We start from the raw sequence: 12,108 nt of genomic DNA, 5'->3' as shown, positions 1-12,108 counted from the left end.
GCCCCACCAGGGACGGCCTCCGGCGAGAACGAATATCGCTTGAGCGAAAAGCCCGGTAGCCTTCCTCTCGAATCACGACAAACCACCCACTCTCGGGAGCACATCTTGACCGCTCACGGCGACGTCGGCCGGCACCGCATGGAGGCGATCCTGCGGGCGCAGGAGGAGACGATCCTCAAGCGCTGGCTCGACACCGCGGGGGCCACCGTCGGCGGCCGGGCCGACCGCGGCGCGCTGGCCGGCCGGCTGCGCGACATCTACCAGGCCCTGCTCCAGTCCGTGGGCGAGGGCGGCGACGCCAGCGATCTGCGCGGCCTGCTGGCCGACCTGTCCCGGGCCCAGGCCAGGGAGGGCTTCACGCCGTCGGAGACCGCCGTCGTGGTGTTCAGCCTCAAGGAGGCGGTCTACGGGCTGGTCGAGAGCCAGGACGACACCGACGCGCTGCGCGGCTACATCTGGCTGTCCCGCTACATCGACGACCTCGGCCTGTTCACGTTCGAGACCTTCGTCAGCGCCCGGGAGAAGATCATCTCCGACCAGGCGGAGCAGCTCCTGGAGCTGTCCACGCCGGTGGTCAAGCTCTGGGACGGCATCCTGGCGGTGCCCCTGGTCGGCACGCTCGACTCCGCGCGTACGCAGGTGGTCATGGAGAAGCTGCTCCAGGGGCTGGTGGACACCGGCTCCGAACACGCCGTGATCGACATCACCGGCGTGCCGGCCGTGGACACCCAGGTCGCGCAGCACCTGCTCAAGACCGTGGTGGCCGCCCGGCTGATGGGCGCCGAGTGCGTGATCTCCGGCATCCGCCCGCAGATCGCCCACACCATCGTCACCCTCGGCATCGAGTTCGGCGACATCGTCACCAAGTCCTCGCTGGCCGACGCCCTGGCCTACGCGCTGCGGCAGAGCGGCGTGCAGATCTCGCAGGGGCCGGACAAGCACGTCGTCGTGGGGCTGGAGCGCGGCTGATGGAACGTGTTCCCGTTCTCAAGCTCGGTGACCTCCTCATCGTCTCCATCCAGATCGACCTGCAGGACCAGAGCGTGCTGATGCTGCAGGAGGACCTGGCGGACGCGATCGTCGAGAGCGGGGCCCGAGGTGTGATCATCGACATCACCGCCGTGGAGATCGTCGACTCCTTCATCGGGCGCATGCTCGCCACCATCGCCTCCATCTCGCGCATGCTGGACGCCGAGACCATCGTCGTCGGCATGCGCCCGGCGGTGGCCATCACGCTGGTCGAGCTCGGCCTGTCGCTCGGCGGCGTGCGTACCGCGCTCAACCTGGAGAAGGGCGTGGCCATGCTCAAGGACCGCGGCGGACCCGGCACGGCAGTGGTGCCCGGGCGATGACGCCGGTCATCGAGCTAGCGATCGCGGGCAACAGCGATGTGGTCATCGTCCGCCAGCAGGTGCGCAACAGCGCCCAGCAGGTCGGCCTGTCGCTGGTGGACCAGACCAAGCTGGTCACCGCGGCCAGCGAGCTGGCCCGTAACGCCCTGATCTACGCCGGGGGCGGCCGGGTGCGCATCGAGGTCGTCAACAACGGCCTGCGCGACGGCCTGCGCCTGGACTTCACCGACGAGGGGCCCGGCATCCCGGACCTGGAGCAGGCGCTCACCGACGGCTGGAGCACCGGGGGCGGGCTGGGGCTGGGGCTGAGCGGCTCGCGGCGGCTGGTGGACGAGTTCGATCTGGAGTCGAAGCCCGGAGAGGGGACGCGGGTGACGGTGACCAAGTGGGCCAGATGATCCGCTCCAGGGACGAGCCCTGGATCCGCGTCGAGGACGCGAGCGCCATCGGAGCCACCCGCAGGGCGGCGACGGCGCTCGCCGAGGCGTGCGGCTTCGACGAGCACGACCGCGGCCGGGTGGCCGTCGCCGTCAGCGAGGCGGCCTCCAACCTGGTCAAGCACGCCGTCGAAGGCACGATGCTGATCCGGCCGCACCCGGAGGCGGACGCCGCCGTCGAGGTGATCGCCCTGGACAAGGGCCCGGGCATCCGCGACCTGACCCGCGCGGTGCGCGACGGCTACTCCACCACGGGCACGCTCGGCCTGGGGCTGGGCGGCATCACCCGGATGGCCTCGGTCCACGAGGTCTACTCGCTGCCCGGCCGCGGCACCGTGGTCAGCATGTGCTTCACCGCGACCGACGAGCCGCCGCCCCCGCTGCGCATGAGCGGGCTGACCCGGCCCATCGGGGAGGAGGTCGTCTGCGGCGACGCCTTCGCCTACGTCGAGGACGGCGGGACGGCGGTCGGCCTGCTCTGCGACGGCCTGGGCCACGGCGTGGCCGCGGCCGCCGCCTCCCGGGAGGCGGTGCGGGTCTTCCAGGACCACCACGATCTGCCCGTGACGCAACTGCTGGAGCGCATCCACCGCGCCCTCGCCGGCACCCGGGGCGGCGCCGTGGCCATCGCCCGGCTCGACCGGGAGCGCGGCCTGGTCCGCTACGGGGGCCTGGGCAACATCTCGGGCTGGATCGTCCACGGCGAGGGCCGGCAGGGCATGGTCTCGATGCCGGGCATCGCCGGGCACCAGCGCAGCCGGCTGCGCGAGTACGAGTACGCCCTTCCGCCGCGCGCCCTGCTCGTCCTGCACTCCGACGGGCTGTCCGACCGGTGGGACGTCGCCTCCTTCCCCGGCCTGCCCGCGCGTTCCCCGGTGGTCGTGGCCGCCACCCTGCTCAGGGACGCGGGCACGCGCAGGGACGACGCGACCGTGCTCGCCATGAGAACGGCCCCATGAGGAGAGCCCGATGACGCCCGCGCGGCTGGCCACGGTCACGGTCGGCGACGACCACGGCGTCTTCGCCATGCGCCGGGTGGGCCGCGAGGTCGCCGCCGCGCTCGGCATGTCGGAGCAGGACCAGATCCGGGTGGCGACCGCGCTCAGCGAGCTGGGCCGGGAGATCGTGATCGAACGCGAGGCCGGCATGCTCGTCACCTTCGCCCTCGACGTCGGCGACCTCGTGGTGGAGATCGGCTTCCCCGAGGACCTCGGCGGGCACAACTCCGGCGGCGTGGTCATGGCCAGGAGGCTCATGGACGTGGTGGACAGCGCCCGGCCCGGCCGGGTGGTCATGCGCAAGCGGCTGCCGGGCGGCGCCTCCACGCTGTCGATCGCGCAGGTCCGGGCCGTGGTCGACGCCCTGGCGCCGGCCAGCACCATCGACGAGCTGCGCCAGCAGAACCACGAGCTGGCCAGCACCCTGGAGGCGGTCCGCCAGCTCAACGCCGAGCTGGAGGAGACCAACCGGGGCGTCATGGCGCTGTACAACCAGCTCTCCGCGGAGCTGGAGGAGACCAACCGCGGGGTCGTCGCCCTCTACGCCGAGCTGGACGAGAAGTCGATGCAGCTGCGCGAGGCCAGCGACGCCAAGAACCGCTTCTGGGCCACGGTCAGCCACGAGCTGCGCACGCCGCTCAACTCCATCATCGGCCTGGTCCGGCTGCTGACCGGGCCGGGCGGGGAGCCGCTGGGCGAGGAGCAGGCGCGGCAGGTCGAGCTGATCGGCTCCTCGGCCGAGACCCTGCTGGCCCTGGTCGGCGAGCTGCTGGACATCGGCAAGGCCGAGTCGGGACGGCTCGACCCGCAGCTGACCACCGTCGATCTCGTCACCCTGTGCGAGCGGCTGCGCATGACCATCTGGCCCGCCCGGGGCACCGAGCGGGTCACGCTGAGCGTGCGGGTCCCGCCGCCGCCGTTCACCACGCTGGCCGACGAGGCGATGCTCACCAGGATCCTGCGTAACCTGCTGGCCAACAGCCTGAAGTTCACCCAGGAGGGCGAGGTGGTGCTGGAGGTGGCCCGTGACACGGCGGCCGGCGAGACGGTCTTCACCGTCACCGACACCGGGATCGGCATCCCCGCCGAGCACCTGGAGCGGGTCTTCGAGGAGTTCTACCAGGTGCCGGGGCCGGCGCAGACCCGGGCCAAGGGCACCGGGCTGGGCCTGCCGTACGCGCGGCGGCTGGCCCAGGCGATGGGCGGCACGCTCAGGCTGGACAGCACCGTCGGCGAGGGCACCAGGGCGGTGCTCCGGCTGCCGCACGAGCCGGACGACGTCCCCGTCGTGCGCCGTATCCTCCTCGCCGACGACGACGAGGACTTCCGCGCCGGGGTGCGCCGCATGCTCGTCGGGTTCGCCGAGCACATCGACGAGGCGCCCGACGGGGCGGCCGCGCTGGCCGTGATGGCCGCGACGCCGCCCGACCTGGTCCTGCTGGACCTGATGATGCCCGGCCTGGACGGCACGGCGGTCATGCAGCGCATGGCCGAGGACGAGTGGCTGCGCGGGGTGCCCGTGATCGTCGTCACGCTCGCCGACGCGCACCGCCACCCCGAGCGGGCCGAGGCCGTGCTCGGCAAGCAGGGGCTGCGCCGCGACGTGCTGCTCGGCGCCATCCGGCGAGCCCTGGGAGCCCGCGATGAGTGACACCACCCCGCCCCGGGCGACGGTCCTCGTCGTCGACGACACCCCCACCAAGCGCTACATCCTGTCGAGCTGGCTGCACCGGGCCGGGTACGCCGTCGTGGAGGCCACCGGCGGCCTGGAGGCGCTGCAGCGCATCGGGGAGCTCCACCCCGACCTGGTGGTGCTCGACGTCCGCCTGCCCGACATCTCCGGGTACGAGGTGTGCGAGCGCATCAAGAGCGACCCGGCGACCTCCTCGATCCCCGTCATCCAGATCTCCGGGGCGGCCGTCACCGCCGCCGACCGGGCGCTCGGCCTGCACCGGGGCGCCGACGGCTACCTGGCCGAGCCCATCGAGCCGGACGAGTTCGTCGCCACCGTGGAGGCGGCGCTGCGCTACCACCGGGCGCGGCAGCGGGCCGAGCGCCTGGCGGCCAGGCTGGGCGCGCTCACCGACCTGACGCTGGCGATGAACGCCGCCCAGACCTTCGACGAGCTGCTGTCCATCGCGGTCTCCGGCACCAGCCGCATCCTGGACCGGCGTACCGGGGTGGTGGCCCTCGCGCCGGACGGCCGTACCCGCAGGATGACGGCCATGCCGCCGGAGGGCGTTCCCACGGGCCGCAGCGCCCCGTCCACCGCCCTGGAGACGCTGGGGGAGCGGGCCCTGGGCCAGAAGGCGGGCACGGAGATCATCACCGTTCCGCACGCGTACTGGAAGCGGGTGGCGCCCGACACCCCGTCGCTCGGCGACATCGTGGCCGTGCTGTCGCGCACCAAGCGCGACCGTCCGCCGATCCTGCTCGGCGTGGAGCCGGACCCGGAGCTGGACCAGGACGAGCTGAGCATGCTGCGCCAGCTCGGCCAGGCCGTGGCGCTGGCGGTGGAGGCGCTGCGCGCCTACGCCGAGGAGCACGCGATCGCCCTGACCCTCCAGCGCAGCCTGCTGCCCTCCCGCGTCCCCCAGGTGCCGGGGCTGGACATCGCCTGGCGTTACCAGCCGGCCGTGGACAACGTCGAGGTGGGCGGCGACTTCTACGAGGTGCTGCGGCTGGACGGGCGGGTGCTGGTCGCGGTCGGCGACGTCCAGGGGCACTCGCTGCTGGCCGCCACCGTGATGGCCGAGCTGCGTCACGCCCTGCGTGCCTCGCTCATCGGCAAGGTCGAGCTGGACCAGTCGCTGGCGCTGCTCAACGACGTGTTGCGCCGCTACCATCCGCGGATGACCGCGACCGTGTGCCTGATGCTGCTCGACCCGGCGACCGGGGACGCGCAGATCGCCAACGCCGGCCACATCCCGCCGCTGCTGCTCGACGGCGACGGCGCGGCCCGCTACCACGAGCGGTTCGGCAACCTGCTGCTGGGCGTGGCCGAGGAGGTCTACAGGATCGACCGGGTCAGCGTGCCGCCGGGCGGGTCGGTGCTGATGTTCACCGACGGGCTCGTGGAGGACCGCGACAAGTATCTCGACGAGAGCCTGGAGATCGCCCGCCGCACCGCCGAGGAGCTGAGCGGCGACGTGGACGAGCGCGCGGGCCGCCTCATCGACGCCTTCGGCGCGCGCGAGGACGACGTCGCCCTGGTGCTCGTCCGCCGCCACCGCTGACCGGCCGGGACCGGCGTCCGGCGGGCCCGTCATGGCCATGTGGTGACAAAAATTGAAATCTGTCATTCCAACAGGCATACTGGTGGCATGAGAACTCTGGGAGCCGACGGGCCCGCCGTGTCCGACCTCGGGCTCGGTTGCATGGGCATGTCCGACCTCTACGGCCCCGCCGACGAGGCGGAGTCGATCGCCACCATCCACGCCGCCCTCGACGCCGGCGTCACGCTGCTCGACACCGGCGACTTCTACGGCATGGGCCACAACGAGCTGCTCATCCGCCGGGCGCTGGAGGGCCGCTCCCGCGACGAGGTGACGATCAGCGTCAAGTTCGGCGCGCAGCGCGACCCCGACGGCGGCTGGCTCGGCTACGACGGGCGCCCCGCGGCGGTGAAGACCTCGCTGGCCTACACCCTGCGCCGCCTCGGCACCGACCACGTGGACGTCTACCGCATGGCCAGGGTCGATCCGCAGGTCCCCGTCGAGGAGACCGTCGGCGCCATCGCCGAGGAGGTGGCCAAGGGCCACGTCCGGCACATCGGGCTGTCCGAGGCGGGCGCCGCGACCATCCGGCGCGCCCACGCCGTGCACCCGATCTCTGACGTGCAGATCGAGTACTCCCTGCTGTCGCGCGGCGTGGAGCGGGAGATCCTGCCGGTCTGCCGCGAGCTCGGCATCGCCGTGACCGCCTACGGCGTGCTGTCGCGCGGCCTGCTCAGCGGCCACTGGTCCAAGGACCGCCCGCTGGACCCCGGCGACTTCCGCGCCCACAGCCCGCGCTTCGCCGGCGACAACCTCGCCCGCAACCTGGAGCTGGCCGAGGCCCTGCGGGCGCTGGCCGAGGACAAGGGCGCCACGGCCGCGCAGCTCGCCATCGCCTGGGTGCTCGCCCAGGGCGACGACATCGTCCCGCTGGTGGGCGCGCGGCGGCGCGAGCGGCTGGCCGAGGCGCTGGGCGCGCTGAAGGTGCGGCTGACCGGCGAGGACCTGGCGCGCATCGAGGCCGCGGTGCCGCACGACGCGGCCGCGGGCGAGCGGTACGGCGCCGCCCAGATGGCCATGCTCGACAGCGAGCGGTGAGGCTCACCGCTCGATGAGGGTGACCTCCAGCGAGTAGTGGGAGGCGCGGTAGACGTGCGAGCCGTGCTCGACCGCGCGGCCCTGGTCGTCGTAGGTGGTGCGGACCATGGTGAGCAGCGGGGCGCCGCGGCGCTCGTCCAGGAGCCTCGCCTCGGCCTGGGTGGCCGCCCGCGCCCCGATGCGCTGGTTGGCCACCCGCATCCGCACGCCGGCGCCGCGCAGCAGCTCGTACAGGCCGCGGCCCTGGAGGTCGGCGGCGGTGAGCGGGGCCAGGCCCGGCGGCAGCCAGTTGTGCAGCACGGCCAGCGGCTCGCCCGCCGCGAAACGCAGCCGCTCCAGGTAGAGGACCTCCGTGCCCGCCTCGACGCCGAGGACGCCGGCGACGTCCTCCTCGGCCGGGCGCGGCTCCAGGGCCAGCACCTGGGTGGCCGGCTCCTGGCCGGCGCGGCGCAGGTCGTCGTACAGGCTCGTCAGCTCCACCGAGCGCTTGACCTGGCCGTGCACCACCTGCGTGCCGACGCCGCGCTTGCGTACCAGCAGGCCCTTGTCCACGAGGTACTGGATCGCCTGCCGGATCGTCGGCCTGGACAGGCCCAGCCGGTCGGCCAGCAGGATCTCGTTGTCCAGCCGCGAGCCGGGGGCCAGGTCACCTCGCCTGATGGCCTCGGCGATCTGCTCGGCCACCTGGAAGTAGAGCGGCACGGGGCTGGATCGATCCAGGTCGATGGCCAGGTTGGAGGTCATGCTGATCAGCTTAACCGGGGTCATAATGTCCTGACAAACGGCGCGGCCCTCGCGTGGCCGCCGGGGGCCGGCCGCTAGGCTGGGGCGAGATGGATGCGACAGAGCTGCTCGACACCGCCACAGAGGCGGCCAGGTCCGCCGGCCCCCGGCTGCGCAAGGCGTTCCGGTCCCGGCCCGAGGTGGACACCAAACGCGACTTCCACGACCCCGTCACCGAGCACGACCGCGCCGCCGAGGAGACCATCCGCGCGGTCATCGAGGCCAGGGCGCCCGGCAGCGCCGTGGTCGGCGAGGAGGGCGGCACCACCGGCTCCGGCGACCTGGTCTGGTACGTCGATCCCATCGACGGCACCGCCAACTTCGCCGCCGGGCTGCCGTTCTTCTGCGTCTCCATCGCCGCCGCCGTCAACGGCGAGCTGGTGGCCGGCGTGGTCTACGACCCGGTGCGCGAGGACGAGTTCACCGCCGGCCCCGACGGCGCCTGGTGCAACGGCGCCCCCATCCGCAGCCGCGGCGCGGCCCGCGACCACGAGGCCGTGCTGCTGTGCTCCTACCCGCAGCCCGTCGATCTCGACGTCGAGGGCGAGCAGGCGCTGCACCGCTACGGGCGCCTCCTGCGCTCCTTCTCCACCGTCCGGCGGCCCGGCAGCGCCGCGCTCAACCTGGCGCACGTCGCGGCCGGCTGGTCGGACGCCACCTACGGCACCTGGTCCCACCCGTGGGACGTGGCCGCCGGAGCGCTGCTGGTGCGCCGGGCGGGCGGCGTCTACCTGGGCGACCCGCTGGCCAAGGGCGACTACCTGGCGCACGTCGGGGGCTTCGACCTGGCCGGCTCGGCCCTGTCGGAGGTGAGCGGGCACCTGCGCCGCGACCCGCCCTGCCTGGCCCGCCCGGCCTGACCCGCCCTGCCTGGCCCGCCCGGCCTGACCCGCCCTGCCTGACCCGCCCGGCCTGACCCGCCCTGCCTGACCCGCCCGGCCTGACCCGCCCTGCCTGACCCGCCCTGCCTGGCCCCGTGGTCGCCGGCGGGTTCGTTCGGCGCGGGTTTCGTTCAGCGCAGGGCCGCGACGAGGGCGGGGAGGTCGGCCAGGGTGGTGATGCGCGGGAAGCCGGGCGGGGCGGGCTCCACGCCGAGGCGGTCGAGCCACACCGAGCGCATGCCGGCGGCGGCCGGGCCCGTCACGTCCCTGGCGATGTCGTCGCCCACCAGCAGCACCTCCTCGGGGGCCAGGCCCAGGGCGGCGGCCGCGCCGGTGTAGGCGCCGGGCGCCGGCTTGAAGTGCCCGTCCAGCACCTCGCCGGTCAGCACCGTGCGCAGCGGCCCGGCCAGCCCGATGGCGCGGACCTTGGCCTCCTGCATCGCCTGCGCGCCGTTGGTCAGCACCCCGAGCGCCGGCCCCGGCGTCATCCCGGCCGCCGCTCCGGACGCTGCCCCGGTCGCTGCCCCGGGCGCGCTCAGGGCCGACACCGCCCCGGCCGCGTCCGGGTAGGCGACCCAGCCGCGGCGGTAGTGCGCGGCGAAGTCGGCGTAGGCGGCGTCCAGGTCGGCCGGCTCGGCCACCGCCAGCTCCCGGCACAGCGCGCGCAGCCGCAACCGGCGCTGCTCCTGCACCGAGCACTCGCCCGCCTGCCAGCGCGCGAGGTAGGGGCCCTCCAGCCCCGCCCACAGCGCCGGGGCCTCGCCCCGCCGCGGATGGCCGGGGCAGTGGGCCGCCAGCCAGGCCGTGATCGCGGAGTCGGCGGCGGCCCTGTGGTCGAGCAGGGTGCCGTCGAGGTCGAACAGGACGCCTTTGATCATGACCCCGACGATACCGGCTGCGCTCCGGCCGCCGCCGAGGTCGCGATGCGCTCGGCCGTCTCGTGCGGCGGGTAGCCCAGGGTCAGCCCGCGCACCGACAGCGCGGCCTCGGCGAAGCGGGCCTCGGCGTCGTCGGCGAGGACGTAGCGGACGGCCGGGGAGTCGCGGCGGTGCGCGTCGAGCGCCGCCGCCTCCGGCTCGGCCAGCTCGGGCGGCAGTGCCTCCAGGTAGTCGGCGATCAGCGAGTCGAGGTCGAACAGGTGGGCGTAACGCTCGGCGGTGCCCGCCACCACCCGGACCAGCTCGCCGTCCGCCTGCGCCCGGTAGACCAGGCCGGTGCCGCCGCTCATCGTGAGCCAGCGCAGCGCCTCCTCCACCGGCAGCGCGAACGCCCCGTACGGCTTGCGCCCGTACAGCAGTGCCTCGGCGATCCACCGGTCGCACCACAGCTCGTCGCGGTAGGGCACCGGCGCGGCCGGGTCGAGCGTCAGGCCCTGCGCCAGGACCGGGTTCCAGGCCGACACCAGGGGGCTGCTGAAGCGCGGCATGCGCGGGCCGCGCCAGCGGCTGAGCGGGTAGCCGTACCAGATGGTGACGACCTCGACCCGACGCTCGGGGAGGGGGCGCTGGTAGGTGCCGTTCATGATGTGGCCGCCCTCGGGGTGCCGCCAGGGGCCGGGGGCGAGACCTGAGCCTGTGGGGACCGGGGGAGTCCGGTAGTCGGGATGCAGGATCCACGTGTCCGCCACGGTGGGGCCCCTCGCGATCGGCGTATGCATTGCGGGTGGGAGCGTTAGAGTGGCCATCGTGCATCACCCGTCACCCCGTTGCAACAGAGCAGGTGCAAACGCTGATGTTTGTCACCGGTGCCGGTGACGTACGTATGCAGTCGAGTGTGGTGGCGATCCGGCTCGCCGCGCTGCGCGCCGGGCGCGGGCTGTCGATGAAGGCCGCGGCCGAGGCGGCGGGGCTCAACACCTCCACGATCTTCCGCATCGAGCACGGGCTCGTCGCGCCGCGCGAGTCCACCGTGCGGCTGCTGCTGGAGCTGTACGGCGAGGGCGAGCACGCACCCCGGCTGATCTCCCTGCTGCGCGGCGAGCGGGCGCCGGGCTGGTACGACGCGCCCGCGGTGCCGCTCGGCCTGTCGGAGCTGCTGGAGCTGGAGGACGCGGCGCGGGTGATCTCCACGTACTGCCCGGGGCACGTGCCGCCGCTGCTGCAGACCCGCGCCTACGCCGAGTCGGCCGCCCGGTGCGCGCTGCCGCCCGGCCCGCCCGGCATCGCGGCAGGGCAGGCCGCGCGGGCCGTGGAGCTGACCGCCCGCCGGCAGCAGGTGCTCGACCGGCGGCACGGGCCGCACCTGTGGGCGGTGCTCGGCCGGGCCGCGCTGCTGGACCAGCCGCTGCCGCGCGCCGAGGACCGGCTCGCGCAGCTCGACGCGCTCGCGCTGGCCGCCGGGCAGCCGCGCGTCGCGGTCCAGGTGGCCCGGCCGGCCGCCGTGACCGGGCACCTCTACCAGGGGCCGCCGTTCACGCTGCTGCGCTTCCCCGACGACCCGCCCGGCGCGGGCCGGTGCGACGTGCTGGTGCTGCACCTGCTGCACGGCCCGGTGGTGGTGACCGACCGGCGGCACGTGGAGGAGCACCGGCACGCCTTCGCCCGGCTCGCGCTGGCCGCCCATCCGGCCGACGCCACCCCGCGGGCCCTGGACGAGCTGCGCCTCACGGCCTGAGGAGGGTCAGCCGCGGGCGCGGGAGGCGCCCGCGCGGCGGATGTGCTCGATCATGACGTGCTCGGCCGTGCCGGCGTCGCCGGCCTCCAGGGCCGCCAGGATGCGCTCGTGCGCCTGGAGCTGCTGCTGGACCAGGGCGCCGTCCAGCCACAACGACGCCCGCGCCGGCACGGGGAAGCTGTCGCGGACGGCCCTGGCGTGCGCGCCGAGGAAGGCGGGCCCGCCGATGTCCACGATGCGCTGGTGGAAGTGGCGGCTCTGCTCGCCGAGGCGGTCGTGCCGGCCGCGCGCGGCGTCGGCGGCCATGGCGGCGTGCAGGTCGCGCAGCTCGGCCAGCTCCGGCGGCGTGATGCGGGCCGCGGCCAGGCGCGCGCCGAGGCCCTCCACGACCGCCCGCAGGCCGTAGTACTCCGCCAGCGCCTCCTCGCCGAGGTCCACGACGGTGGCCCCGTGGTGCGCCTCGTAGCTGATCAGCCGGTCCTTCTCCAGCCGGCGCAGCGCCTCGCGCACCGGGGTGACGGACACGCCGAGCCGCTTGGCCACCTCGCCGGCCCGCAGTGCGGTGCCGCCCGGGATGCGGGCGTTGCGGATGTCGTCGAGCAGCACGCTGTAGACGTACTCGGCCTTGCTCATGGGAGGCCGCATGGGAGGCTGCGGCCCGGTGGCTGACATGCGCCCAGTCTCTCCTACGCGGACCCGGGAATTGACCTATGACTTATTTCTTATAAGTT

The 12,108-nt window shown here is 74.1% G+C and carries 13 protein-coding genes; 9 read left to right on the top strand and 4 right to left on the bottom strand.

Annotation, left to right across the window (positions count from 1 at the left end; genetic code table 11):
- Positions 1–105: 105 nt before the first annotated feature.
- The 7 genes from AB0H75_RS24705 to AB0H75_RS24675 all read left to right on the top strand — a co-directional run bounded on the left by AB0H75_RS24705 (position 106) and on the right by AB0H75_RS24675 (position 7,100).
- A complete protein-coding gene (locus AB0H75_RS24705; protein WP_367799833.1) occupies positions 106–969 on the top strand; it encodes an STAS domain-containing protein in 864 nt (287 codons plus the stop codon).
- On the top strand, positions 969–1,352 hold the full coding sequence (locus AB0H75_RS24700; RefSeq protein WP_367799832.1) for an STAS domain-containing protein: 384 nt from the start codon (positions 969–971) through the stop codon (positions 1,350–1,352). The genes AB0H75_RS24705 and AB0H75_RS24700 overlap by 1 nt, the downstream gene beginning before the upstream one ends.
- Entirely contained in the window at positions 1,349–1,750 is a 402-nt protein-coding gene (locus AB0H75_RS24695) for an anti-sigma regulatory factor (protein WP_367799830.1), read from the top strand. Before AB0H75_RS24700 ends, AB0H75_RS24695 begins: the two co-directional genes overlap by 4 nt.
- Positions 1,747–2,748, top strand: a complete 1,002-nt coding sequence (locus AB0H75_RS24690; protein ID WP_367800277.1) for a SpoIIE family protein phosphatase — start codon at positions 1,747–1,749, stop codon at positions 2,746–2,748. The genes AB0H75_RS24695 and AB0H75_RS24690 overlap by 4 nt, the downstream gene beginning before the upstream one ends.
- 10 nt (positions 2,749–2,758) lie before the next feature.
- On the top strand, positions 2,759–4,438 hold the full coding sequence (locus AB0H75_RS24685) for an ATP-binding protein (RefSeq protein ID WP_367799828.1): 1,680 nt from the start codon (positions 2,759–2,761) through the stop codon (positions 4,436–4,438).
- Positions 4,431–6,023 carry a SpoIIE family protein phosphatase gene (locus AB0H75_RS24680; RefSeq protein ID WP_367799826.1) on the top strand — a complete coding sequence of 531 codons (1,593 nt, stop codon included), beginning with the start codon at positions 4,431–4,433 and terminating at the stop codon, positions 6,021–6,023. Before AB0H75_RS24685 ends, AB0H75_RS24680 begins: the two co-directional genes overlap by 8 nt.
- Positions 6,024–6,110: 87 nt before the next feature.
- Entirely contained in the window at positions 6,111–7,100 is a 990-nt protein-coding gene (locus AB0H75_RS24675) for an aldo/keto reductase (protein ID WP_367799824.1), read from the top strand.
- A gap of 3 nt (positions 7,101–7,103) precedes the next feature.
- On the opposite strand, the gene AB0H75_RS24670 is transcribed toward AB0H75_RS24675, so the two are convergent.
- Positions 7,104–7,844, bottom strand: coding sequence for a GntR family transcriptional regulator (locus AB0H75_RS24670; protein WP_367799822.1), 741 nt, complete (start codon positions 7,842–7,844; stop codon positions 7,104–7,106).
- A gap of 89 nt (positions 7,845–7,933) precedes the next feature.
- Between AB0H75_RS24670 and AB0H75_RS24665 the strand changes: the two genes are divergently transcribed.
- Entirely contained in the window at positions 7,934–8,743 is an 810-nt protein-coding gene (locus AB0H75_RS24665; RefSeq protein ID WP_367799820.1) for an inositol monophosphatase, read from the top strand.
- A 152-nt stretch (positions 8,744–8,895) separates the two neighbouring features.
- Here AB0H75_RS24665 and AB0H75_RS24660 read toward each other — a convergent pair whose 3' ends face one another.
- Together AB0H75_RS24660 and AB0H75_RS24655 are read right to left on the bottom strand one after the other, a co-directional pair.
- Entirely contained in the window at positions 8,896–9,642 is a 747-nt protein-coding gene (locus AB0H75_RS24660) for an HAD family hydrolase (protein WP_367799818.1), read from the bottom strand.
- Positions 9,639–10,391 carry a hypothetical protein gene (locus AB0H75_RS24655; RefSeq protein ID WP_367799816.1) on the bottom strand — a complete coding sequence of 251 codons (753 nt, stop codon included), beginning with the start codon at positions 10,389–10,391 and terminating at the stop codon, positions 9,639–9,641. Before AB0H75_RS24655 ends, AB0H75_RS24660 begins: the two co-directional genes overlap by 4 nt.
- Before the next feature lie 104 nt (positions 10,392–10,495).
- On the opposite strand from AB0H75_RS24655, the gene AB0H75_RS24650 reads away from it, so the two are divergent.
- Positions 10,496–11,377, top strand: a complete 882-nt coding sequence (locus AB0H75_RS24650) for a Scr1 family TA system antitoxin-like transcriptional regulator (RefSeq protein ID WP_367799814.1) — start codon at positions 10,496–10,498, stop codon at positions 11,375–11,377.
- Between the two features lie 6 nt (positions 11,378–11,383).
- Here the strand turns inward: AB0H75_RS24650 and AB0H75_RS24645 are convergent, their stop codons facing one another.
- Positions 11,384–12,010 (bottom strand): GntR family transcriptional regulator, encoded by a 627-nt coding sequence (locus AB0H75_RS24645; RefSeq protein ID WP_367799812.1) that lies wholly within the window; start codon positions 12,008–12,010, stop codon positions 11,384–11,386.
- Positions 12,011–12,108: the final 98 nt, after the last annotated feature.

Source organism: Nonomuraea sp. NPDC050783 (assembly GCF_040802095.1).
Taxonomy (GTDB): Bacteria; Actinomycetota; Actinomycetes; order Streptosporangiales; family Streptosporangiaceae; genus Nonomuraea.
The sequence above is the reverse complement of the archived record's forward strand: the minus strand, read 5'-3'. Positions and strand labels throughout refer to the sequence as shown.